At 74.8% G+C, this 24056-nt stretch carries 17 protein-coding genes; all 17 read left to right on the top strand.

The annotated features are described in order from the left end of the window. Positions 1–357 precede the first annotated feature (357 nt). The gene (locus tag LX83_RS23665; protein WP_253775034.1) at positions 358–3525 is read left to right on the top strand and encodes an AfsR/SARP family transcriptional regulator; all 3168 of its coding nucleotides are present in this window, start codon (positions 358–360) and stop codon (positions 3523–3525) included. A gap of 124 nt (positions 3526–3649) precedes the next feature. Further along, complete coding sequence (locus LX83_RS23660) at positions 3650–4165, top strand: flavin reductase family protein (RefSeq protein ID WP_253775031.1); 516 nt, start codon at positions 3650–3652, stop codon at positions 4163–4165. A 104-nt stretch (positions 4166–4269) separates the two neighbouring features. After that, positions 4270–5760 (top strand): 4-hydroxyphenylacetate 3-hydroxylase family protein, encoded by a 1491-nt coding sequence (locus LX83_RS23655; protein ID WP_253775028.1) that lies wholly within the window; start codon positions 4270–4272, stop codon positions 5758–5760. Between the two features lie 5 nt (positions 5761–5765). After that, complete coding sequence (aroF, locus tag LX83_RS23650) at positions 5766–6818, top strand: 3-deoxy-7-phosphoheptulonate synthase (RefSeq protein WP_253775026.1); 1053 nt, start codon at positions 5766–5768, stop codon at positions 6816–6818. Positions 6819–6824: 6 nt separating this feature from the next. Further along, positions 6825–7496 carry a hypothetical protein gene (locus LX83_RS23645; RefSeq protein ID WP_253775024.1) on the top strand — a complete coding sequence of 224 codons (672 nt, stop codon included), beginning with the start codon at positions 6825–6827 and terminating at the stop codon, positions 7494–7496. Next, complete coding sequence (locus LX83_RS23640; RefSeq protein WP_253775022.1) at positions 7493–8413, top strand: alpha/beta fold hydrolase; 921 nt, start codon at positions 7493–7495, stop codon at positions 8411–8413. The genes LX83_RS23645 and LX83_RS23640 overlap by 4 nt, the downstream gene beginning before the upstream one ends. Beyond that, on the top strand, positions 8410–9672 hold the full coding sequence (locus LX83_RS23635; protein ID WP_253775020.1) for an amidase: 1263 nt from the start codon (positions 8410–8412) through the stop codon (positions 9670–9672). Before LX83_RS23640 ends, LX83_RS23635 begins: the two co-directional genes overlap by 4 nt. After that, complete coding sequence (asnB, locus tag LX83_RS23630; RefSeq protein ID WP_253775018.1) at positions 9660–11486, top strand: asparagine synthase (glutamine-hydrolyzing); 1827 nt, start codon at positions 9660–9662, stop codon at positions 11484–11486. The genes LX83_RS23635 and asnB (LX83_RS23630) overlap by 13 nt, the downstream gene beginning before the upstream one ends. A gap of 15 nt (positions 11487–11501) precedes the next feature. Next, entirely contained in the window at positions 11502–13352 is a 1851-nt protein-coding gene (gene asnB / locus LX83_RS23625) for an asparagine synthase (glutamine-hydrolyzing) (protein WP_253775015.1), read from the top strand. An 11-nt stretch (positions 13353–13363) separates the two neighbouring features. After that, positions 13364–14611 (top strand): MFS transporter, encoded by a 1248-nt coding sequence (locus tag LX83_RS23620; protein WP_253775013.1) that lies wholly within the window; start codon positions 13364–13366, stop codon positions 14609–14611. Further along, positions 14604–15326 (top strand): SDR family NAD(P)-dependent oxidoreductase, encoded by a 723-nt coding sequence (locus LX83_RS23615; protein WP_253775011.1) that lies wholly within the window; start codon positions 14604–14606, stop codon positions 15324–15326. The genes LX83_RS23620 and LX83_RS23615 overlap by 8 nt, the downstream gene beginning before the upstream one ends. Next, positions 15313–16959: an ABC transporter substrate-binding protein gene (locus LX83_RS23610; protein WP_253775009.1), complete on the top strand. Its 1647-nt coding sequence runs from the start codon at positions 15313–15315 to the stop codon at positions 16957–16959. The genes LX83_RS23615 and LX83_RS23610 overlap by 14 nt, the downstream gene beginning before the upstream one ends. Next, positions 16956–17915 (top strand): ABC transporter permease, encoded by a 960-nt coding sequence (locus LX83_RS23605; protein WP_253775007.1) that lies wholly within the window; start codon positions 16956–16958, stop codon positions 17913–17915. Before LX83_RS23610 ends, LX83_RS23605 begins: the two co-directional genes overlap by 4 nt. Then, a complete protein-coding gene (locus tag LX83_RS23600) occupies positions 17912–19090 on the top strand; it encodes an amidohydrolase family protein (protein ID WP_253775005.1) in 1179 nt (392 codons plus the stop codon). Before LX83_RS23605 ends, LX83_RS23600 begins: the two co-directional genes overlap by 4 nt. Continuing rightward, positions 19087–19926: an ABC transporter permease gene (locus LX83_RS23595; protein WP_253775003.1), complete on the top strand. Its 840-nt coding sequence runs from the start codon at positions 19087–19089 to the stop codon at positions 19924–19926. The genes LX83_RS23600 and LX83_RS23595 overlap by 4 nt, the downstream gene beginning before the upstream one ends. Further along, positions 19923–21524: an ATP-binding cassette domain-containing protein gene (locus LX83_RS23590; RefSeq protein WP_253775001.1), complete on the top strand. Its 1602-nt coding sequence runs from the start codon at positions 19923–19925 to the stop codon at positions 21522–21524. Before LX83_RS23595 ends, LX83_RS23590 begins: the two co-directional genes overlap by 4 nt. Continuing rightward, entirely contained in the window at positions 21521–23929 is a 2409-nt protein-coding gene (locus LX83_RS23585) for an FAD-dependent oxidoreductase (RefSeq protein ID WP_253774999.1), read from the top strand. The genes LX83_RS23590 and LX83_RS23585 overlap by 4 nt, the downstream gene beginning before the upstream one ends. Positions 23930–24056 lie beyond the last annotated feature (127 nt).

Here is a 24056-nt window from a genome sequence, read left to right as displayed (position 1 = left end):
TATGACGGCGGACTATAGCTGGCGTTTCGGCGGGGAGCAATGCCCAACCACCAGGCTGAACAGCGCGAACGAGGCTGCCCTCGGCCCGGCGGTGGGGCGGTCGCGACACGTGTGCCTGCCGGAGTCCGCGGCCGTGCGCTCGTCCCCTCGGATCGCCGCCGCGCTCCGCTCGGGTGGCGGTGCCTGCTCCCACCCGGCCCCGCCGGGCAACCCCACCGGTCGCGCATCCAGCCAGTGGGACGCGCGTGGCGGTCCTTGAACTGGGCGGGCAACGCCCGTACCTGTGGTGTGACGGCGACGGCGCGCGGGTGAACAGCTGATTCGCGCTGGCGCACAGGGGTCTGGGGTGCCGATCCGATGGAGGTGGCCGCGGTGGGGGCGGAGCCGTACTTCCGGGTGCTCGGCCCGTTCGAGGTGGTGCGCGGTGCGGAAGCGCTGGCGGTGCCCGCCGGCAAGCAGCGGGTGCTGCTGGCCGCGCTGCTCGTCCGCGCCGGACAGGTCGTGCCGGCCGGTGAGCTGATCAGCTGGCTGTGGGAGAAGCGGGTTCCCGCCGACGGCAGGGCCGCGCTGCAGATCCACGTGACCCGGCTGCGCCGGGCGTTGGCCGACCTGGGCCTGCCACCGCTGATCGAGACCCGCTCCTCCGGGTACCGCCTGGACATCGCCGCCGACCAGGTCGACCTGGGCCGGTTCCGGGCCAGGGCCGAGCGGGCCCGAGCCAGCCGCGACCTCGGTGACCTGCTGGGCGAGTCCGAGCAGTTGCGCGCGGCACTGGCGTTGTGGCGCGGTCCCGCACTGGTGGACATCGCCTCGGACACCCTGCACCGCGACGAGGTCGCGGCGCTGGCCGAGGAACGGCTGCGGCTCGTCGAGCGCTACTTCGACCTGGAACTGGAGTTGGGCCGGCACGGCGAGATCGTGGTGCCGCTGCGCGCTGAGCTGGCCGAGCACCCGTTGCGGGAGCGGCTGTGGGCCCAGCTGATGCTCGCGCTGCACCACGGCGGCCGGCAGGCCGAGGCGGTCGAGGTGTTCCGCACGGCCAGCCGGCGGCTCCGCGAGGAACTGGGCGTCGGTCCCGGCCGGGAACTCACCCGGCTGCACGCGGTGGTGCTCGGCGAACCGGTGCGACCGCCGGGGCTGGCTGGCCCCGCGGACCAGGGCTGGCGGTCGGTGTGCGAGTTGCCGGGCGGAGTGCCCGACTTCACCGGCCGCGCGGCCGAGGTGGACCAGGTGGTGGCCTGGCTCGCCGAGGCCAGGGGCGCGGCGAACGTCCCGGTCGTCACCCTGGTCGGGCCGCCGGGGATCGGCAAGACCGCGCTCGCCGTGCACGCCGCGCACCGGCTGCGGGGCGAGTTCCCGGACGGGCAGTGGTTCGTGTGGCTGGGGGCGCACCGCGAGCGGGCGCCGCGGCCGACCGAGGACATCCTGGCGGACTGGCTGGTCGCCTCGGGCGTCGCCCACACCGCCGTGCCCGCGGACGGCCACGCCCGCGCGGCGATGTTCCGGGCCCGCCTCGCCGATCGGCGCGTGCTGCTGCTGCTCGACGACGCCGACAGCGCCGAGCAGGTCATCCCGCTGCTGCCCGGGACCTCCGCCGCCGCCGTGCTGGTGACCAGCCGGTGCGCCCTGCCGGAGCTGATCGCGTTGCGCGGCGCACACCAGCTCACCCTGGGCGCCCTCGCCCCCGGGGCGTCCGCGGACCTGCTGGCCAGGGCACTCGGTGCCGACCGCGTCGCCACCGCCCCCGCCGCCGTGGCCGAACTCGTCCGGTTGTGCGCCGGGGTGCCACTGGCACTGCGCATCGCGGTCGCGCGCCTGCTGGGCCAGCCGGGGCAGAGCGTCGAGCGGTTGGCCGGGGAACTGCGGGACGGCGACCGGCTGGCCGGGCTGGCGCTCGGCGCGGCCGGGCGGATGTCGGTGCGCCAGGCCTTCGCCTCGGCCTACACCCGGCTGTCCCCGCGCGCCGCCAGGGCCTTCCGGTTCCTGGGCGTGGCCGAGGACGTGGACTTCACGGCGGAGTCCCTTGCCGCGCTGCTGGACCGAGGCGTCGCCGAGACCAGCGCGGCGCTGGCCGAACTCGCCGGCACGAGCCTGGTCGACGAGCACGTGCCCGGCCGCTACCGGCTGCCCGAACTGCTGCGGCTCTACGCGGCACAGCGCGGGCAAGTCGAGGACCGGGCCGAGCTGCCGGCGGCGGTCCGGCGCCTGCTCGCCTGGTACTCGACCAGGACCGCGGCGGCGGTGCGCGCGCACTGCCCGGAAGCACCGCCCCTGCTCGTGTCCGATGTGGACGGTGCGGATGGTGTCGGGCCGCTCACCCCCGACTGGCTGCGGGCGGAGGGCGGCAACCTCCGGGCCGTCGTGCGGCTGGCGGTCGACCGGGGCGAGTCCGCCGCGGCCTGGCGGCTGGCCGACGCGGCGCACGGTTTCTTCTGGACCAGCCGCGACTACCGCACCTGGCGCGAGGTGGCCGACCTCGGCCTCCGCGCGGCGCTGGCCGTCGGGGAGCGGACCGCCGTCGCGGCCATGTCGCTCAGCCTGGGCCTGGCCGACCTGCACCTGGCCAGCTACGCGGACGCCGAGCGCGCGCTGACCGCGGCGCGTGACCACGGGGTGAGCGCGGTGCGCGCCGCGGCGGAGCACGCCCTGGGCGCGCTGCTGCACCGGACCGGGCGGTCGCGGGCCGGACTGGCCATGCTGGAGCAGGCGTTGCAGCGGGCCCGCGGCCTCGGCCTGCGTGCGGTCGAGGCCAGGGCGCTGCGCGACCTCGCCGCCGTGCTGCACGCGGTCGGCCGGCTCACCGAGGCCATGGACGCCGCGCTGGACGCGTGGAACGTGGGCCGGGCGCTGGGCACCGCCTGGGCCGAGGCGGAGAGCCTGGTCCTGCTCAGCGCGAGCTGCCGGGAGCTGAGCCAGTTGCCGACCGCACTGGGCTACGGGCGGCGGGGGCTGGCCGTGGCCCAGCGCGCCGGCGCGGGCCACGAGCAGGCCCGCGCGCACTGCGGCCTGTCGGTGATCCACCGCCACCTCGGTGACTTCACCGAGGCGATCAGTCACGGCGAGGCCGCGCTGGAGCTGGCCAGGAAGCTGGGGGACCAGGTCACCGAGGCCGAGGCGCTGGTCGTGCTGGGCGACGCGCACCGGGCGGACCGGAAGCTGGGCCCGGCCGAGGAGCACCACCGGCGCGCGCTGCGGCTCGCCCGCGCCCTGCGGCACCGGCCGATCGAGATCGAGGCGGGCATCGGGCTGGCCCTGGTCTTCCGCTACACCGGGAACCGCTCCGCCGCGCTGCGCCACGGGCGGGAGGCCGTGGCCGCCGCCCGCCGCAGCGGCCTGCGGCTGCTCCAGGGGCGGGCGCTGGGCGTGCTCGCCGTGGTGCACCTGATGGCCGATCGCCACGACCAGTCCCTGCGCACCATCAACGAGGCGTTGACCCTGTACCGCGAGACCGGGCACCGGTTGGAGCACGACTGCGCGCTGCGCTGGCTCGACCAGGTTCGCGGTGCCGTCACCGATCTGCGGTGAACTGCGGTTTCCCACATGCTGGCGGGTCGGGCGGTGGTGAAAGCGGTCTGAAAGGCACGGCCGCAAGGCTCCAGTTCGCCGGAGCGTCGCAAGCGCGGCGGTCAGTGGGAACGGAGATGGTGAGATGAGCCTGCGGACAACGGGGGTGGGGAGCGCGGCCTTCAAACTGGCCGCGCGCACCTTCGCCACCGGGGTGGCGGTGATCTGCACCCGCCGTGGCGACGAACTGTTCGCCAAGACGGTGTCCTCGTTCACGACGGTCTCGCTCGATCCGCCGCTGGTGCTGGTCTGCGTGGGCGCGGCCAGCCCACTGGTGGACGCGGTCCGCTCGTCCGGGCGGTTCGCGGTGAGCGTGCTCGGCCGGGGCCAACGCCAGGTGTCCCAGCACTTCGCCACCCCGGGGCGGGGGCGCGCGGTGGGCTCCTTCGCCGCAGTGGGAACGTCCACTGTGGTCACCGGCGCGCCGGTGGTGGACGGCAGCATCGGGTACTTCGACTGCGCGCTCGACGCCGACCTGCGCGGTGGCGACCACCAGATGCTGCTCGGCCAGGTCCTCGCCGCCCACGGCGGCCCCGGCGACCCGCTCGTCTACCACGACGGCGACTACCGGCGCATCGGGCCGGGGGACGGGCCGCACTGACCGCACCCGCGCGACACCGGCACGGCCGTGTCGGTGTCGTCCACCCGCTGCTGCCCACTTCTGCTCGTTCTGCTCGCTTCCGCTCGCAGACTGGAGTACCACCGATGACCTTGACCGAAGCCGTGACCGGGTCCGCCGCGTCGGCGGGGGCACTGGACGGCGCACGCTACCGCGCGAGCCTCGACGATGGCAGGGAGGTCTGGCTCGACGGGGAGCGGATCACCGACGTGGCCGGGCATCCCGCGTTCGCCCCGGCGATCGCGGAACTGTCCCGGCTGTTCGACCTGCAGCACAGCCCGGAGTTGCGGGACACGATGACCGTCGAGTCCCCGGAGACCGGCAACCGGATCAGCCGCGCCTACCAGTTGCCCCGCACCCTGGCGGACCTGACCGCGAAGCGGCGCAACGCCGACGTCTGGATGCGCGAGACCTGGGGCCAGCACGGGCGCTCCCCCGCGTTCATGGCCACCATCGCGGTGGGCCTCTACGACTTCCGGCACCGGCTGGCGACCAACCGGCCCGAGTTCGGCGACAACGCCGTGGCCTACCACCGCTACCTCAGCGAGCACGACCTGGTGTTGGCGCACGCCCTGGGCGACCCGCAGATCGACCGCAGCGCCAGCCCGGTGGACCACCCCGACCACGCGCTGCGGGTCATCGAGGAGAACGACACGGGCATCGTCGTCCGGGGCGCCAAGCAGCTGACCACGCTCGCGCCGTTCGCCCACGAGATCCTGGTCTACCTGTCCGCGTCCTTCGCCCAGCGCGGCGCCGAGGAGTTCGTGGTCTGGTTCGGCATCCCGGTCAACACCGCCGGCCTGAAGATCCTGTGCCGGGAACCGCTCGGCGCGGCGCCCTACGGGCACGCGCACCCCTTCGGCAGCCGGTTCGACGAGCAGGACGCCATGCTCTTCTTCGACGACGTGCTGGTGCCCTGGGACCGGGTCTTCCTGCTGCACGACGGCGCGCTGGCCAGGGAGGGGCTGGTGCGCATCAACGCGTGGAGCCAGTACGTCGGCCAGGTGCGCTACCGGGAGCGGCTGCGCACGCTGCTGGCCGTGGCCACGCTGCTCGCCCGGTCGATCGGCGTCGACGGGTTCCGCAACGTGCAGGAGGACCTCGGCGAGCTGACCAGTTTCGTGAACATCCTCGACCACTTCCTCGACGCCGGCGAGGCGACCGCGCACCGCACCGACGGTGGGCTGATCGCACCCGGCCCGACCCCGGCCGCCGCGGTGTGGGCCGCGGAGGTGGCCAGCCGCGCGGTGGAGATCGTGCGCCGGATCGGCTCGGCCGGAATCCTCATGCAGCCCAGCGAGAACGACCTCGCCGCGCCCGAGCTGCGGCCGTTCCTCGACCGGTACATGCACGGCAAAACCCTTCCGGTGGACCAGAAGTCGCGGCTGTTCCGGCTCGCCTGGGACCTGACCCACGACGGTTTCGGGCAGCGCCAGGACCTCTACGAGGTCGTGCACCGCGGGGACATCACCCGCAACCGGATCAACCTGTTCCACCGCCACGACCAGTCGGAGGTGCTCGGCCGGGTCGAGGAGCTGATCGGCAAACCGCTGCGGGCCCAGGGAAGAGGGGAGTGATCCCGGTGATCGTAGTGCTGGACCGCGACATCGCCCGGGCCGACATCGACCGGCTGACCGAGGATCTCGGCGCCGCGGGCCTGTCCGCGAAACTCAGCGGCAACGGCGACCCCTGGATGCTGGTCGCCGCCGAGCAGGTGCCGGGGCGGGTGCGGCAGTGGGTGCGCGAGCTGCCCGGGGTGAGCCGGGTGGTCGACGTCCCGGGCAAGTTCCGACTGTCCTCCCGTGACTTCCAGCCGGAGTCGAGCACGGTGACCCTGGACAACGGGCTGACCATCGGCGGTACCGGGTTCGTGGTGGCGGCCGGGCCGTGCGCGGTGGAGAGCGCCGAACTGCTGTCGGCCACGGCCGACTCGGTGCGGGCGGCGGGCGCGGAGGTGCTGCGCGGCGGCGCCTACAAGCCGCGCACCTCGCCGTACAGCTTCCAGGGGCTCGGCCCGGCCGGGGCGGACCTGCTCGACCAGGAGCGCAAACGCAGTGGCCTGCCGGTGGTGACCGAGGTCGTCGACCCCGGCGACGTCGAGCTGCTGGCCGACCGCGCGGACATGCTCCAGGTGGGCACCCGCAACATGCAGAACTTCGCGCTGTTGAGCGAGGTGGGCAGGTCCGGCAAGCCGGTGCTGCTCAAGCGCGGCTTCGCCGCGACCATCGAGGAGTGGCTGTTCGCCGCGGAGTACGTGCTGAGCACCGGCAACACCCAGGTGGTGCTGTGCGAGCGGGGAATCCGCAGCTACGACCCCAGCACCCGGTTCACCCTGGACGTCAGCGCGGTGCCGGTCGTCAAGGCGCTCAGCCACCTGCCGGTGATCATCGATCCCAGCCATTCCAGCGGCCGGCGCGACCTGGTCAAGCCGCTGGCGCTGGCGGCTGCCGCGGTCGGCGCGGACGGCCTGCTGGTGGACGTGCACCCGGAGTCGGCCGCGGCGCTGTGCGACGGCGACCAGGCGCTCTCCCCCGAGGAGTTCACCGACCTGATGGCGTCGCTGCGGCGGGTGCTCGCCGCGGTGGACCGGACCCTGGCCAGGCCGTGCGAGCCGCTGCGGGCGCGGGAGGCGTGAGGCGAGATGACGGAGCTGGACGCGATCGACCGCGCGGACGCGGTGACCGGGGCGCAGCGCGCCCGGCTGTGGCAGCAGCGGCTGTTCGAGGCCGAGGCGGGCATGACGGGGTATCTGGTGGACCGGCGCGCCACCGAGGCGCTCTACGACTGGATCCAGGTGCAGGCCGAGATCTTCGCCGACCTGCCCGCCCTGGACAGCACCGACCACCTGGCGTGGCAGCGCGCGTTCTTCCGGGGCCAGGCGCTGCTGGAACGGTTCCTGGTCACCCACTTCGGCCACGCGGAGATCGTCAGGTGGGCGCGGTCGAACGCGGCGGTCTACGCCGCGGTGGAACCCGACCGGGGCGGGGGCGCCGCCGACGTGGTCGACCGGCTGCGCCGGCAACTCGACAACTACGGGTCGGCCCAGCAGGTCACCGAGTCCACCGCGGACCGGGCCGGGCTGCGGGTCACCCGGTGCGGGATCTGGAGCTACCGCGAACTGGCCCGCCGGCGCGGCGTGCCGCTCACGCTCAGCTCGCCCTGCGAGTACTGCACCGAGTCCACCTCGGCCAACGCGCGCGCCAAGGGCTACGAGGCGACCTACGAACTCGTCGAGGACGGCCAGACCCACGGCTGCCGGTGGCAGGTGCGGCGCGCGGCGGAGTGGCCGGCACGGGCCGGTGAGCGGGCATGAGCGCGCTGACCGGCCAACGACACCCCCACGACCGCGGCGGACACCGGGATGAGGGGCTGGTCGAGGTGAACGGCACGGCGCTGTACGTGACCGACACCGCGGCCCGCTCGGCGACGCCGGGCCCGCCGCTGCTGCTGCTGCACGGCTGGGGCGCGGACCGGCGGGACTGGGACCGGCTGGCCGAGTCGCTGTCCGACCGGCACCGCGTGCTCACCCTGGACCTGCGCGGGCACGGGCGGTCCCCGGCCTCACCCACCAGCTACTCGCCGTTCGTGCTCGCGGCCGATGTCGCCGAACTGCTGCGCGCCCGGCTGGCCGAACCCGCGGTGCTGGTCGGGCACTCACTGGGGGCCCTGGTGGTGTCGATCGTCGCGGTGGAGCACCCCGCCACCGTGGCCGCGCTGCTGGTCGTCGACCCGGCCTACGGCCGGCCCGCCGGGCACGAGGGGGTGGTCGCGCCGTGGGTGGCCCGGCTGCGCGCCGGGGACGGGGACCTGGCCGTGGCACTGGTGGCCGACAGCGTCGACCCGGACCGGGCACCCGACCTGGTGGCCTGGCTGCGGAGCCGGGTGCGGGCGACCGCGCCGGAGGTGATCTGGCGGACCCTGGCCGACATCCACCTCGGGCCCGACTCGATCTCGACGGAACCGGCCACCCGCCGGTACCTGGCCAACCGCGCCTGCCCGGTGCTGGCGTTGAACCGGCAGGCCGACCGCGCCGCGCTGGAGGTGTCCTTCCTGCGCGGACCGCTCTCGCGCAGCCTGGTGTGGCCGGATTCGGGGCACTTCCCGCACCTGGAACACCCGGCGCGGTTCGAGCGGCTGGTCCGCGAGTGGCTGTCCATTGTGGAAGGACACGGTGCGGGGGCCTTCTCCTTCGCCTCGGACGTGGTCGGCGCGCCGGAGCCACCCCGATGAGCGCCGCGACCGGGGTGGACCCGGCCGTGGCCGAACTGGACGCGGTGGCGGCCAGCCGGCTCATCCGGGCCGGTGCCCTGTCCCCGGTGGACCTGCTGGCCGCGCTCGCCGAGCGGATCGAGCGCACCGAGCCGGGCGTGCGCGGGTTCGCCGACCTGCGCCTGGACCGGGCCTGGAGCGCGGCCAGGGACGCGGAGCGCCAGGTGCTGCGGGGCGCGGACCTCGGTCCGCTGCACGGCGTGCCGGTCGCCGCGAAACGCCTGTTCGCCATGCCCTGGTCGGCGCGGCCGGCCGAGGTGCTGCGCCGGCTGGAGGACGCGGGCGCGATCGTGCTGGGCGCCACCTGGGCGCCGAACCCGGGCGGCTTCACCGCGCCGACCAGGAACCCGTGGGACCCCGCCCGCACACCGGGCTGGTCCAGCAGCGGGTCGGCGGCGGTTGTCGCGTCCCGCGCGGTGCCGCTGGCGCTGGGCTCGGACACGGTCGGCTCGGTGCGCATCCCGGCCGCGCTGTGCGGGGTGGCCGGGCTGCGCCCCACCCAGGGGGTGCTGCCCCGCGACGGGCTGGCGCTGCTGTCCGCGGAGCTGGACGAGGTGGGGCTGCTCGCGCGCACGGTCCGCGATCTCGCGCTCGCCTTCGCCGTGCTGCGGGGCGGCCGCACCCCCGATCCCGGACGGGGCCGGCCCCGGATCGCCGTGCCCGGCGGCGGCTTCCAGGACCGGGTCGATCCGGAACTCTTGGCGGCGGTCGAGGCGGTGGCCGCCGCACTGGACGCGCGGCCGGGTCGGGTGGCGGTGCCGGCCGAGGCGTTCGACCGGCGCTGGAGCGCACCGCTGATGCACACCTCAGGGCGGCGGGACCGCGACCCCGCCGCCCGGCTGCCGGCCGCGGTCATCGCGGGCTGGGCAGCGGCGTTCGACCGGGCCGACGTGCTGCTGGCACCCGCCGTGCCGGTACCGGCCGGCCGTCTCGACGCAACGACGGCACGGCACGCGGACGGCAGCCAGGAGGACTACGTGGCGGCCTACCCCCGGCTGTGCCGGCCGGCCAGCCTGCTCGGGTACCCCGCCCTGACCGTCCCCTGTGGACTGTCAGCGGCCGGGCTGCCCGTGGCGGTGCAGCTGATCGGCCGACCGGGCGGCGAGGCCGAGCTGTTCCGGGTCGGCGCCGCGGTCGAGCGGGCCCGGCCACCGCTGCCCGCCCCACCCGCCGCCGGGTGGACTCGTGACCAGGAAGGGGTGCCGACGTGTGCGGAATAACGGGCTGGGTCGACTGGCAGCGCGACCTCGGCCAGGAGCGGCCGACGCTGCTGGCCATGACGGAGACGATGATCCGCCGGGGACCCGACGCCGGGGGTGTGTGGGTGCGCGAGCACGCGTTCCTCGGCCACCGCCGGCTGTCCATCATCGACCTGGCCGGCGGCACCCAGCCGATGGCCGCGGCCGGTGCCGACGACGTGGTGATCAGCTACAGCGGGGAGACCTACAACTTCCGCGAGCTGCGGGCCGAACTCCGCGCACTCGGCCAGGTGTTCCGCACCAGCTCGGACACGGAGGTGGTGCTCAACGCCTACCGGCAGTGGGGGGTCGAGTTCGTCCGCCGGCTCAACGGCATGTACGCCTTCGCCATCTGGGACGGGCGAACCGGTGAACTGCTGCTGGTGCGCGACCGGCTGGGCATCAAGCCGCTGTACTACCACCCCTATCCGGGTGGCCTGCTGTTCGGCTCGGAACCCAAGGCGCTGCTGGCGAACCCGCTGTTCGAGGCGGAACTCGACGACGAGGGTGTGGCCGAGCTGTTCGCGGTGCCGACCGCGCCGACGCCGGGCCACGGCGTCTACAGCGGACTCCGCCAGGTGCAGCCAGGGCACGTGGTCCGGTTCACCCGGCACGGCCTGACCGACACCGCCTACTGGACGCTGCCGGTGGCCGAGCACACCGACGACCTGGCCACCACCCGGCAGCGGGTGCGGGACCTGCTCGGCGACATCGTGGCCAGGCAGTTGGTGGCCGACGTGCCGGTGGGGTCGCTGCTGTCCGGTGGCGTCGACTCCAGCGCGATCACCGCGCTGGCGGTGCGCGAGCGGGCCGGCGGGGAGAAGATCGCCACCTACTCCGTTGACTTCCCCGGCGGTGAGCGGGCGTTCCAGCGCACCACCTGGCACCCCAGCCGGGACGAGCCGTACGTGCACCAGGTCAGCGCGCACCTGGGGACCCAGCACACCACGATCCTGGTGCAGCCCGAGGACGTGCTCGGCTACGAGGACCGCGTGCTGCGGGCCAGGGACCTGCCGGGGTGGGGCGAGATGGACGTCTCACTGCACCTGCTCTTCGAGAAGGTGCGCGGGCACTCCACGGTGGCGCTGTCCGGGGAGTCGGCCGACGAGGTCTTCGGCGGCTACCCCTACTTCGCCGACCCGGCCGCGCACGAGTTCCCGGGATTCCCGTGGATGCGTGGCCGGACCAGCCCGGCCACGCTGTTGCGCGAGGAGATCCGGCAGCGGGTCCGGCCCGACGAGTACATGCGCGACCGGCACCGCCAGGCACTGGCCGAGGTCCCCGAGCTGCCCGGCGAGTCCACAGTGGACGCCCGCCTCCGCCAGGTGTCCTACCTGGCGCTGACCCGGTGGCTGGGCGCGCTGCTGGAGCGCAAGGACCGGATGAGCATGGCCACCGGGCTGGAGGTCCGGGTGCCGTTCTGCGACCACCGGCTGGTCGAGTACGTCTGGAACGTGCCGTGGTCGATCAAGGCCGCGGGCGGCCAGCAGAAGGGCCTGCTCCGCCAGGCCGTCGCCGACCTGCTGCCCGAGGCCGTGGTCAACCGGGGCAAGAGCGGCTTCCCACCCAACCCGGACCCCGGCTACCTGACCGCGCTGCGCGAGCGCGCGGTGGCGCTGCTGCACGACCGGGACGCGCGGGTGTTCGACCTGGTCGATCGGGAGCGGGTGGGCCGCCTGCTCGCCGCCGGCCAGCCGCTGCCCAGCCCGAGGGCCGCGACCACCGCGACCGCCGGACTGAACTTCCTGCTCAACATCGACGCCTGGCTGCGCGCCTACCGGGTGCGCATCCGCTGAGTGGAGGGCTGTTGCATGTGTGGCATCACCGGCTGGGTGGACTACACCGGGCTGGGCCCGGACGCGGGAACCACCCTGCGCCTGATGACCGAGACCCTGCACGCCAGGGGCCCGGACGCGACCGGCGTCTGGCTGTCCGAGAGCGCGGGCCTGGGGCACCGCCGGCTCGCCGTCATCGACATCGAGGGCGGCGGCCAGCCCATGACCCTGGCCAGGGACGGCCGCACCGTGCTGGCCCTGACCTACAGCGGTGAGCTGTACAACTACCGCGAACTGCGGGCGGAGCTGGTGCGGCGCGGGCACACCTTCACCACCGCCAGCGACACCGAGGTGGTGCTGGCCGCATGGCACGAGTGGGGTCTGTCCAGTGTGGACAGGTTCAACGGCATGTACGCGTTCGCCGTGTGGGACCTGGTGCAGCGGCGGTTGTGGCTGGTGCGCGACCGGCTCGGGGTGAAGCCGCTGTACTACCAGCGGCTGCCAACGGGTGTCCTGTTCGGCTCGGAGCCCAAGGCGGTGCTGGCGCACCCCAGGGGCGCGGCCAGGGTGGACGAGGAGGGCCTGATCCAGCTGATGCTCCCGCTGCTCAAGGTGCCGGGCCGGTCGCCATACGCCGAGCTGGTCGAGGTCCGGCCGGGCAGCGTGGTGCGGGTCGACCAGAGCGGGGTGCGGGAACACCGCTACTGGCGGCTGGAGCGGGACGCGGGCGGTCCGGCGGCGGACAGCGAGTGGCCCTCGGTGGTGGCGGCGACCAGGGACCTGCTGGAGGACATCGTCGAACGGCAGTTGGTCGCCGACGTCGACCTGGGCACGCTGCTGTCCGGCGGCCTGGACTCCACGGCGATCACCGCGCTGGCCAACAAACTCGGCCACGAGGACGCGGTGCGCTCCTTCTCGGTGGAGTTCACCGCCCCGTTCCAGCCCACCGAGGTGGCCGCCGGCGCGGACGGGCCCTACGCGCTGGAGGCCGCCGCGCACCTGGGCACCGACCACACGCGGATCGTGCTCGACGGGGCCCGGTTGGCCGATCCGGCCGCCCGGCTGGCCTGCGTGCGCGCCCGCGACCTGCCGCTGGGCATCGGCGACCTGGACATGAGCCTGTACGCGCTGGCCCAGCGGATCAAGCAGCACTCCACGGTCGCCCTCTCGGGTGAATCCGCCGACGAGGTATTCGGCGGCTACCTGTGGTTCCACCGGGACGACTCGGTCTGGGCGGACACCTTCCCGTGGATGGCCGACTCACCCGCGCACGGCCGCCTGCACCCGCGCATCCTGCGGCTGTTCCGGCCGGAGCTGCGGGAGCGGCTCGGCGTGCACGACTACGTGGCCGACCAGTACCGGACCGCCGTCGCCGAGGTGGCCGGGCACCCCGGGGAGGACCGGGTGGAGCGGCGGCTGCGGGAGCTGCGCCACCTCGGCCTGACCCGGTTCCTGCCCACCCTGCTGGACCGCAAGGACCGGTTGACCATGGCCGCCGGCCTGGAGGTCCGGGTGCCGTTCTGCGACCACCGGCTGGTCGAACTGGTGCACCCGCTGCCGTGGGCCGCGCTCACCGCCGACGGCAGGGAGAAGAGCCTGCTGCGCGCGGCAGTGCGCGACCTGCTGCCGGAGTCGGTGGCCACCAGGAGGAAAGCGCCCTATCCGTCCACACCGGACCCGGCCTACGCCGCGGCGGTGAGCGGCCAGCTGGCCGCCCGGCTGGCCGACCCGGCGTGCCGGCTGCCGGAGCTGTTCGCCGCCGACCAACTGCGCGCCGCCGTCGACCCGGTGTCCCAGCCGGGCAGCCTGATCAGCAACGTGGGCGCGGAGATCATGCTCAACTTCGACGTCTGGTTGACCGAATACCAGCCTGACATTCCACTGTAGACAGGGATCACATGAGCGACACATCACGCGACGCGGCCGAGGTGGCGCCGCGGCTCGCGGTGCCCAGGGTGCTGCTGCGCTACGCCGAGCTGTACCTGCTGCTGTTCCTGTTCGGGGCCGAGATGTACCTGGTGGCGCCGCTGCTGCCGGTGATCGCGCCCGACCTGGGGGTCCCGGTGACCGCGGTGGCCTCGCTGGTCACCGTGTACGTGCTCGTCCAGGCGATCGCCGGGCCGATCCAGGGCCTGGCCTACGCCAGGACCGGGGCGCGGGTGATGGTGGTCGGCGGAACGCTGGTCTTCGCGGTCGGCAACGCCGTGGCGGCGATCAGTTCCGACTTCACCGTGCTGGCCGTGGTGCGCGGTGTCGCCGGGCTGGGTGTGGCCATGTCGGGCCCGGCGATCTGGTCGTGGATCGCGGCCACCGCGCCGGAGCACGCCCGGGGCACCGCGGTGGGCGGCGGGATGGGCAGCTTCGCCATCGGCCAGGTGCTCGGCGTCCCGATCGGCGCGTTCATCGCGTCAGCGGCCAACTGGCACTGGTCGTTCGGGGCGCTGGCGGTGGCCTCCGCCCTGACCCTGCCGCTGCTGTGGTGGTCGCTGCGCACCGCCCGGCCCACCGCGGCCGGCGCCCGCACCGGGGTGCGCGGCGAGGTGCGCACCCTGCTGCGGTCGTGGACGCACGCGCCGGTGCGCACCACGCTGCTGATCACGTTCCTGTTCCACGCCGCGAACCTCGGCGCCTACACGTTCCTGTCCGACATCCTGGCCAACCGGCACCACCTGCCCGGGTACGCGCTCGGGTTCGTCGGGCTGCTCAGCGGGCTGGGCATGTTCGTGGGGTCGCTGCTGGGCGGCCGGGTCGCCGACCGGCTGCGGGGCACCGGCCGGACCGAGGCGGTGCTGCTGCCGATCTGGCTGGGCGTGCTGATCGTGACCTTCGTCGGCGCGGTGTGCGCCTCCGGCCTGTGGGTGAGCCTGGTCCTCATCCCGGTGTGGTTCGTCGCGGCCGGGGCCTTCGACACCAACCAGCAGACGCTGATCGCCGGGCAGTCCCCGGGATTCACCGCGGTCGCCCTGTCCTGGAACCTGTCCGTGCTCTACGCGGCGGCGGCGTTCGGGGTGTGGGTGATGAGCTTCGGCGCGGACCGGGTGCTCGCCGTGACCGCGGCCGGCACGGTGCTGGCCGCGCTCGCGCTCGCCGGTGCCGTGGCCACCGCCCGGCGGCGAAGCCCGGCGGGAGGAGCCGCCGATGCCTGACCGGAGCACTGCCCAGCCGCTGGCCGTGATCACCGGCGCGGCCAGCGGAATCGGCGCGGCCACCGCCAGCTACCTGCTCGACCGCGGGTGGCGGGTGGTGGGCTGGGACCGGGAGCCCGGCAGCGACCCGGCGATCGCCTGGACGGCCGTCGACGTCACCGATCCCGCCGCGGTGCGGACCGCCGCCGCCGGCCTGGAGCCGGTGCGGCTGCTGGTCAACGCGGCCGGCGTGGGCGGCAGCGGGCCGGCCCGCGACCTGCCGCCCTCGGTGTGGGACCGGGTGATCGCCACCAACCTGTCCGGCACCTTCTACGTCAGTCAGGCACTGCACCCCGCGCTGTCCCGCGCCGGCGGACTCGTGGTGAACCTGGCCTCGGTCACCGCGCACCGCGCCGGCCGAGGCCGGGCCGCCTACGCGACCTCCAAGGCGGCCATCCGGATGCTCACCGAGGTGCTCGGCCTGGAGTGGGCCGAGGACGGCATCCGGGTCGTCGCGCTGAGCCCGAGCTACGTGCGCACCCCCATGGTGGAGCGGGCGCTGGCCGCCGGCGGGCTGGACGAGGCCGCCATCGTCCGGCGCACCCCGCAGGGCCGGCTGCTCGACCCGGCCGAGGTCGCCGCGGTGATCCACGAACTGACCGGGGCCACCTTCGCGGCGGTGACCGGCTCGACGATCCGGGTCGACGGTGGGTGGACGGCCAATGGCGACTACTGAGCCCCGCGCGCGGCAGTGGGCCGTGCTCGCGGTGTCCGCGCTGCTGGCGGCCGGGTGCGCGGCGGCGGCCCCGCCGGCGGCGCCCTCGGCCGGCCCGGTCAGCGGCGGCACCCTGGTCTACGCGGTGGCCAGGGAACCGGACTGCCTCGACCCGCACGTCAGCCCGGCCGACATCACCGGCGAGATCCAGCGCAACGCGTTCGACTCGCTGGTGGCGCAGCGCCCGGACGGCGGGTTCGCGCCCTGGCTGGCCCGCTCCTGGGAGGTCGCCCCGGACGGCCGCGCCTACACCTTCCACCTGCGCGAGGACGTCCGGTTCGTCGACGGCGAGCGCTTCGACGCCGAGGCGGTCAGGGCCAACTTCGAGCACATCGCCGCTCCGGAGACGAAATCGCAGTACGCGGTCAGCCTGCTCGGCCCGTACGCGGGCACCGACGTGCTCGACGCCGGCACCGTGCGCGTGCGCTTCCACCAGCCGTACGTGCCGTTCCTGCAGGCGGCCAGCACCAGCTACCTCGGCTTCTACTCGCCGAGGGCGCTGCGCGAGCACGGCGACGAGCTGTGCGCCGGCGGGCCGCACGCGGTGGGCTCCGGTCCGTTCCGCGAGGTCAGCGCCGTCAAGGGGCAGGGTGTGGAGTTCGTCCGCAACGACGCCTACCGGTGGGCGCCGGCCACCGCGGCGCACCAGGGCCCGGCCCACCTGGAGCGGCTCAGCGTGCGGGTGCTGCCCGAGGACGCGGTGCGCACCGGGGCGCTGGGCAGCGGGCAGGTCGACGTGGCCGCGGCGCTGCCGCCCACCGAGATCGCGTTCGTGGCCCAGGACCCGGCGCTGGCCGTGCTCAAGCACGCCGCACCCGGCCAGCCGTACACGTACTTCTTCAACACCGCCAGGCAGCCCTTCGCCGACCCCAGGGCGCGTCAGGCGGTGCGGGCCGCGATCGACCTGGACGGCATCGTCGCCGGAGTCTACTTCGGACAGTACGACCGGGCGCACAGCCCGTTGTCGCCGCCGACGTTCGGCTACGACCCCGGCACCGAGACCCGCCGCAACTACGACCCGGCACTGGCCAACCGCCTGCTCGACGAGCTGGGCTACACCGGCCGGGACGCGCAGGGCTACCGCACCAGGGACGGCCAGCGCTTCACCGTGGTGCACCCGTGGTCGGCCAACCTGGTGCGGGACCAGCAGGACCTGGTGAGCCAGGCCGTGCACCAGGAGCTGCGCAAGGTCGGCATCGACCTGGTGCTGCGCCCGGTCGACTCCGGCACCTACCTCACCGAGCGCAACGCCGGCCGCTACGACCTGATCGGGTTCAGCTGGGCGCGGGCCGACCCCGACCTGCTCAGCACCATCTACGCCAGCGGCAGCCAGTTCGCCGACGGCGGCGCGAACGGGTCGCGGATCCACGACCCGGAGATCGACGCCCTGCTCGCCGAGGGCCGCGGCGCCGTCGACCCGGGGCGGCGGGCGCAGGCCTACCACCGGGTGCAGCAGCGCATCCTGGACGAGACCTACGCGCTGCCCGTCCACACCAGCACCCAGGCCTACGGGTACCGGGCCACCGTGCACGGGCTGGCGCTGGACGCCAACTCCTGGACCACCTTCTACGACACCTGGGTGGAGCCGGCATGACCCGCCAACTCCTGCGCGTGACCGCCCACCGGCTGTGGGGCGGGGTGCTGGTGCTGTGGGGCGCGCTGACCGTGACGTTCCTGGCGCTGCGGGCGGCGCCGGGTGATCCGGTGGACACCGTGCTCGGTCCCCAGGTCGGCGCGTCACCGCAGCTGCGCGAGCGGATCAGCGCCGAACTCGGCCTGGCCGACCCGTGGTGGCTGCAGTACCTGCGGTCCCTGGTGCGGCCCCTGACCGGCGATCTCGGCCGCTCCTACCAGCTGGCCCAGGACGTGGGCGACGTGCTCGCGTCCCAGCTCGGCCCCACCGCGCAACTGGCCCTGGCCGCGACCGGGCTGGCCGCCGCCATCGCCGTGGTGACGGCGACCGCCACGGCCGGCCGCGGCGGGGCGGTGGCGGCGTGGGTGTCCGGTGGCGAACTGCTCGCCGTGTCCGCGCCGCTGTTCTGGGTCGGCCTGCTGCTGCTGTCGGTGTTCTCCTTCCAGCTGCGCTGGCTGCCCGCTGCCGGCGCCGGTGGCGTCGCCGGGCTGGTGCTGCCCGCGGTCACCCTGGCGCTGCCGCTGGGCGGGGTCATGGCCCAGGTGCTGCGCGGCGCGCTCGACCGCACCCTGGAGCAGCCCTACGTGACGACGCTGCGGGCGCGCGGCCTGTCCGAGGTGGCCGTGCGGCTGCGGCACTGCCTGCGCCACGGCGCGGTCCCGCTGATCACCATGGGCGGCTGGCTGGTGGGCGACCTGCTCACCGGCACCGTGCTGGTGGAGACCGTGTTCGCGCGGCCGGGAATCGGGCGCACCCTGGTCACCGCGGTGATCGCCAAGGACTTCCCGGTGGTGACCGCGGTCGTGCTGCTGGCCGCGCTGCTGTTCCTGGTCATCAACCTGCTGGTGGACCTGGTGTCGCTGGTGGTCGACCCCCGGCTGCGCCAGCCGGGGCGAGCGCGGGAGGCGGCGCGATGACGCTGGTGCTGACCGCGGCCAGGCACCTCACCCCGGCCGGCCGGCTGGCCGAGGGCGCCTGCGGGGTGGTGGTGGACGGCGACCGGATCAGCTACGTCGGGGACCGGGCGCGGGCGCTGGCCGTGGCCGGGCCGGACGCCCGGCACGTGGACGCCCCGCGCGGGACGCTGCTGCCCGGGTTCGTCGACGCGCACGTGCACCTGCTGTTCGACGCCGGAGACCACGTGGTGCGCGGCGTGCTCACCCAGGACGACGCCGCGCACCGGCGGGGCATCCGGCAGCGGCTGGCCGACCTGCTGGCCGCCGGGGTGACCACGGTCCGGGACCTGGGCGACCGCGACGGACTGGTGGCGGCGGTGCGCGCCGAGCCGGGCATCGCGCCGCGCGTGCTCACCGCGCGCGAGCCCCTGACCGTGCCCAACGGGCACTGCTGGTTCCTGGGCGGGGTGGTCGCGGACCGGCGGGACCTGCGCCACCGGGTGCGCGCGCACGCGGACGCCGGCGCGGACGTGATCAAGGTGATGGTCTCCGGCGGCCACCTCACCCCGGGCTCGCCCCCGCCGTGGCAGTCCCAGTGGGGGCAGGAGGAACTGCGTATCGTGGTGGGCGAGGCGCGCCGGCTCGGGCTGCCGGTGGCCGCGCACGCCCACGGCACACAGGCGATCCGGGACTGCGTCCGCGTCGGCGTGGCCACCGTCGAGCACGCCTCCTGGTCCACACCGGACGGTCCGGTGCTGGACCGGGCCGTGCTCACCGAAGCCGCCGACAAGGGCGTCGCGCTCAGCCCGTGCGTCAGCGGGCTGTGGGACCTGCCCCGGTTCCCGCACCGCCGGTTCCGGGTGGACGCGGTCCGCGCCGCCGTCGAGCACGGCGTGGCCCTGGCGGTGGGAACCGACTGCGGGCTGCGCGGCGTGCGGCCCGGACGGTCCTATCTGGACGGACTGCGGATCTGGGCGGAGATCGGGTTCGACGTCCCCGGCCTGCTCCGGCTGGCCAGCACCGCGACCGCGCGGCAGCTGGGCATCGACTCCTGGACCGGGTCGCTGAGCACCGGCAAGAAGGCTGACGTGCTGCTGCTGGACGGCGATCCCCGCGCGGGGATCGCGGAACTGGACGCGCCACGGCTGGTCGTCGTCGACGGCCGCCCGCACCGACCGGAGGTGATCAGGGCGTGAGCGCACCCGCGTTGTCGCCGCTGTCCAGGCGGATCCCCTGGCCGGTGCTGTTCCCGGCGGCGGTGCTGGCCGTGCTGCTGCTGGCCGCGCTGGCCCCGCAGGTGTTGTCCACAGTGGACCCGCAGGCGATGGACTTCCGCCAGGCGCTGCGACCACCGGCCCCGGGCCATCCCTTCGGCACCGACCAGCTCGGCCGTGACGTGTACGCCAGGACCGTGCACGCCGCGCGGGTCTCCCTGGCCGTCGGGGTCGGGGCCACCGCCATCGGTTTCCTGGTCGGCTCGGTGCTCGGCCTGCTCGCCGCGGTGCTGTCCCGCGTCGTCGACGCGGTGCTGATGCGCGTGGTCGACATCCTGCTGGCCTTCCCCGGCCTGCTGCTCGCGCTGGTGTGCATCGCGGTGCTCGGGCCGGGACCGGTGAACTCGGCGGTCGCCATCGGCGTGGCCAGCGTGCCGCAGTACGCGCGGCTGGTCCGCGCCCAGGCCCAGGTGCTCCGCGGCAGCGGGTTCGTCGAGGCGGCCCGCACCCTCGGTCAGGGCCGGATGACGGTGGCACTGCGCCACATCCTGCCCAACGCGCTGGCGCCGCTGACCGTCCTGGCCACGCTCGGGGTCGGCACCGCGATCATCGCCGGCGCCGGGCTGAGCTTCATCGGCCTGGGCACCGCGCCGCCCACGCCCGAGTGGGGCGCGATGCTCGCCGAGGGCCGCAACCTGCTCGGCCGCGCCTGGTGGGTGGTGGTCTTCCCCGGGCTGTGCGTCACGGCCGCGGCGATCTGCGTCACCGTGCTGGGTCGGCACTGGCAGGCAGCGCTGGAGGGAAGGGGACGAGCATGACCGCGCTGGAGGTTGCCGACCTCTCGGTCACCTTTCCCGGACTGCACGCGGTGCGGGGCGTGTCGCTGCGGGTCGCCGCCGGCGAATGCCTCGCCCTGGTCGGCGAGTCCGGTTCCGGCAAGAGCGTCACCGCACGCGCCCTGCTCGGCCTGGCGCAGCGGCAGGCCCGGGTCAGCGCGACCCGGCTGGAGATCGCCGGGCGGGACGCCCGCGCCTGGACGCGGCGCGACTGGCGCCGGGCCAGGGGCAGGCTGGTCGGGTTCGTCCAGCAGGACGCGCTGGGCGCGCTCGACCCGCTGCGCCGGATCGGGCAGGAACTGGCCGAAGCGCTGCGGCTGCACCACCGGCTCACCCCGGCGCGGCTGTGCCGGCGGTCGGTGGAGCTGCTGGAGTCGGTCGGCGTGCCCGACCCGGCGCGCCGGCTCGACCAGTACCCGCACGAACTGTCGGGTGGGCTGCGCCAGCGTGTGCTGATCGCGACCGCACTGGCCGGGCGCCCGGCCTTCCTCGTCGCCGACGAGCCGACCACCGCGCTGGACACCACCGTGCAGCGGCAGCTGCTTGCGCTGCTGCGCGAGATCACCGAAGCGGGCACGGGCGTCCTGCTGATCAGCCACGACCTGGCGGCGGTCGGCGCGGTGGCCGACCGCGTCGCGGTGCTGCGCGACGGTCGGATCGTCGAGCAGGGCCCCACCCGGCAGGTGCTCGGCGCGCCCGCACATGAGTACACCAGGGCGCTGCTGGCCGCGGTGCCCTCGGCGCACGCCCCGGGTAGCCGGCTGTCCACCGCCGTGTTCGACCTGGCCAGGGTGAGCCCATCCCGCCCGCCGGCCGGGTCGGGTGAGCCGCTGGTGCGCCTGTCCGGCGCGGGCAAGGTCTTCGCCCGACCGGACGGAACCGAACTGGTCGCGTTGGCCGGGGTGGACCTCACCGTGCCGGCCGGCGCGGTGGTGGGCGTGGTCGGCGGGTCCGGTTCCGGCAAGAGCACCCTCGCCCGGCTGATCCTCGGCCTGGACACCCCCGACCAGGGCTCGGTCCAGCGGTGCGGGCACGCGGACCGCCGCGCCGGCGTGCAGGCGGTCTTCCAGGACCCGCTCGGCTCCTTCGACCCGCGCTACACCGTGCGCCGGGTGCTGGCCGAGGCGCTCGCCGCCGGCGGGGTGCCCCGGCGGCAGCGCCCGGCCCACGCCAGGGAGCTGCTCGCGGCGGTGGGGCTGGCCGCGTCCGTGCTCGACCGCCGCCCGCTCGACCTGTCCGGTGGGCAGCGCCAGCGCGTGGCCGTGGCGCGCGCACTCGCGCCCGCGCCGGCGCTGCTGGTGTGCGACGAGGCCGTGTCCGCGCTGGACGTGTCCGTGCAGGCGCAGATCGTGGACCTGCTGTTGGAGGTGCGCCGGGCCTGGGGTCTGGGCGTGCTGTTCATCTCGCACGACCTGGGCGTGGTGCGGCACGTCAGTGACCACGTGGTGGTGGTGCACGCGGGACGCGTGGTCGAGGCGGGCCCGGCCGAGCAGGTGCTCGGCGCGCCCGCGCACGAGCACACCCGGCAGCTGCTGGCCGCGGTGCCCCGGCTGCCCGCGCTCCAGGCCGGGCAGGCGTGAGCGGGGTGGACGTGCGCGACCACGCCGATGCCGAGCCGCGCTACGAGTGCGACGTCGAGGCCGAGCTGGTGGTCGTCGGCGGCGGGCTGGCCGGACTGTGCCTGGCCGTCGCCGCGGCCAGGGAGGGTTGCCGCACCGCCCTGGTGCACAACCGCCCGGTGCTGGGCGGCAACTCCTCCAGCGAGGTCCGGGTGGTGCCGGCCGGGGCCAGCCACCACTCGGCGTGGGCCAGGGAAACCGGGCTGATCGAGGAGATCCTGCTCGCCGACCGGGCCAGCAACCACGCGCAGTTCTGGGAGAACGGCCTCACCAACTCCGGGTACGACCTGGTGCTGCACGGCATCGCCGCGGCCGAGCCGGCGCTCACCGTGCTGCTGAACACCCACGTCAACCAGGTCCGGCTGGCCGGTCAGCGGATCGTCGCGGTGGAGGCGGTGCAGATCAGCACCGCCCGGCTGATCCGGTTGCGCGCCACCCAGTTCGCCGACTGCACCGGGGACGCCACGCTGTCCCGGCTGGCCGGCGCCGACCTGGACTACGGGCGGGAGGCGCGGGCCGAGTACGACGAGATCATCGCGCCCGCGACCCGGGACCGCGTCACCGCGGGCAGCACCCTCTCGATCAAGGCGCGCGACGTGGGCCGGCCCGTGCCGTTCACCGCGCCCGCCTGGGCCGTGCCCTACCGCCGGCCCGAGGACCTCGGCCCGTTCCGCGTGCTGCGCAACGTCGACCGGCCGGAGTTCGGCGGCTTCTGGTGGTTGGAGATCGGCTACCCCTTCCACCAGATCACCGGCACCGAGGAGGTCAGGGACACGCTGCTGCGGCACGTCATGGGCGTGTGGGACTACATCAAGAACCACCACCCGGACCGCGACCGGTTCGCCAACTACGCGCTGGAGTGGGTGGGTTCGGTGGTGGGCAAGCGGGAAAGCGCCAGGGTGCTCGGGGACGTGGTGCTCAGCGAGCGGGACTGCCACACCGACCGGCACTGGCCGGACCGCGTCGCCGGCGCCGGCTGGTACCTCGACCTGCACACCGGGACCGGGCTGCTGGACGTCACCAAGCCCGGCGAACCGTCCCTTGTGGACGAGAACTACCGGGCCTGGGTGCGGGTTCCCCCGTTCACGGTACCGCTGCGCGCCTGTTACAGCCGCACCGTGCGGAACCTGTGGCTGGGTGGGCGGCTGCTCAGCTCCACCCGGGTGGCCAACGGCGCGCTGCGCGTGCAGCAGACCCTGGCGCAGATCGGCCAGGCCACCGGCGTCGCCGCCGCGTACGCGCTGGCCCACGGGCTGACCCCGAGGCAGGCCGCCCAACCCGGCCACGTCGAGCACATCCGTGACCGCGCGCTCTACCAGGACGTGCGCGTTCCCGGATCACGACTGTCCATTCCGGACGATCTGGCGCGCGCCGCCCGGATCACCGCCTCCTCGCAGGCGCCACTGGTTCTGGACGAGCCGGACCACGACGACGGCCGGGCGTTGGACCGCCCCTGGGCGCAGGTCTTCCCGGTGGCCACCCGGTGGATCGACGACCTCGCCGTGCACCTGCGCAGCACCGCGCCGGTACCGGTGGAGCTGCGGTGGCGGCTGGAACGGGTCGCCACGCTGTGGCAGCGCGAGGACGGCGTCCTGGTCGCGGGTGGACGGCTCCGGGTCGGTGCGCACCACCACGGCTGGCTGACCATCCCGGTGCGCGGCGAGGTGCGCACCGGCCTGCACCGCCTGGTGCTCGGCGCGGAGCAGCGGGTGAGCTGGACGGCGGCGCGGCAGCAGCCGGTGGCGACGGTCGCCCAGTTCCACCACGACTCCCGCGCGCACCCCACCAGCCCGTGGGCCGAACTCCCCGAGTTCGCGCACTGGTGCCAGGACAAGTGGCTCGCGCTGAGCCTGCGCGTCACACCCCGGCAGTACCCGTACCGCGCCGAGGACGTGCGCACCGGGGTGGCCTACCCGGAGGACTGGACCAACCAGTGGGCCTCCGACCCGGCCCAGGGCCTGCCCCAGTGGATCGAACTGGCCTGGGACAGGCCGGTGCGGCCGACCCGGCTGGTGCTGTGGTTCGACACCGGACTCAACACCAAGCTCGGCCTGGCCCCGGCGTTGTGGCGCGCGCCGGAGTGCGTGCGGGACTACCGGGTGCTCGGCCGCGCGCCCGGCGACACCGACTGGCGGGTGCTCGCCACCGTGCGCGACAACGTGCAACGCGTGAACCGGCTGGACCTGCCCGAGGTGACCGTGGCCGCGCTGCGCGTCGAGGTCACCGCGACCAACGAGGAGGAACTGACCGAGCAGCGGCGCGAGCAGCTGTCCTACTGGCAGCGCGACGGCGCGCGGGAACTGCGCGCCAGCACACCGCGCGGCGCGCGGATCTACCAGCTCGTCCTGCACGGCGCGCCCGGCTGAGGGGCGAGCGGGCCCGGCGGCCGCGCTCCGGCGGCACCCTCACCGTCGGACAGTTCGCCGAGCGGTGCGGGTTCGCCAGTCCCGGAGCACTGTCGGCGGCCTTCCTGAGCCACGTCGGCGTCCGGTC

Source organism: Goodfellowiella coeruleoviolacea (assembly GCF_024171785.1).
GTDB lineage: Bacteria > Actinomycetota > Actinomycetes > Mycobacteriales > Pseudonocardiaceae > Goodfellowiella > Goodfellowiella coeruleoviolacea.
The sequence above is the reverse complement of the archived record's forward strand: the minus strand, read 5'-3'. Positions and strand labels throughout refer to the sequence as shown.

What these genes read in the sequence shown, in the direction of transcription:
- LX83_RS23665 (WP_253775034.1), top strand. Translation starts at nt 358, where the DNA reads ATGGAGGTGGCCGCGGTGGGGGCGGAGCCGTACTTCCGGGTGCTCGGC.
- LX83_RS23660 (WP_253775031.1), top strand. Translation starts at nt 3,650, where the DNA reads ATGAGCCTGCGGACAACGGGGGTGGGGAGCGCGGCCTTCAAACTGGCC.
- LX83_RS23655 (WP_253775028.1), top strand. Translation starts at nt 4,270, where the DNA reads ATGACCTTGACCGAAGCCGTGACCGGGTCCGCCGCGTCGGCGGGGGCA.
- LX83_RS23645 (WP_253775024.1), top strand. Translation starts at nt 6,825, where the DNA reads ATGACGGAGCTGGACGCGATCGACCGCGCGGACGCGGTGACCGGGGCG.
- LX83_RS23640 (WP_253775022.1), top strand. Translation starts at nt 7,493, where the DNA reads ATGAGCGCGCTGACCGGCCAACGACACCCCCACGACCGCGGCGGACAC.
- LX83_RS23635 (WP_253775020.1), top strand. Translation starts at nt 8,410, where the DNA reads ATGAGCGCCGCGACCGGGGTGGACCCGGCCGTGGCCGAACTGGACGCG.
- asnB (WP_253775015.1), top strand. Translation starts at nt 11,502, where the DNA reads ATGTGTGGCATCACCGGCTGGGTGGACTACACCGGGCTGGGCCCGGAC.
- LX83_RS23620 (WP_253775013.1), top strand. Translation starts at nt 13,364, where the DNA reads ATGAGCGACACATCACGCGACGCGGCCGAGGTGGCGCCGCGGCTCGCG.
- LX83_RS23615 (WP_253775011.1), top strand. Translation starts at nt 14,604, where the DNA reads ATGCCTGACCGGAGCACTGCCCAGCCGCTGGCCGTGATCACCGGCGCG.
- LX83_RS23610 (WP_253775009.1), top strand. Translation starts at nt 15,313, where the DNA reads ATGGCGACTACTGAGCCCCGCGCGCGGCAGTGGGCCGTGCTCGCGGTG.
- LX83_RS23605 (WP_253775007.1), top strand. Translation starts at nt 16,956, where the DNA reads ATGACCCGCCAACTCCTGCGCGTGACCGCCCACCGGCTGTGGGGCGGG.
- LX83_RS23600 (WP_253775005.1), top strand. Translation starts at nt 17,912, where the DNA reads ATGACGCTGGTGCTGACCGCGGCCAGGCACCTCACCCCGGCCGGCCGG.
- LX83_RS23590 (WP_253775001.1), top strand. Translation starts at nt 19,923, where the DNA reads ATGACCGCGCTGGAGGTTGCCGACCTCTCGGTCACCTTTCCCGGACTG.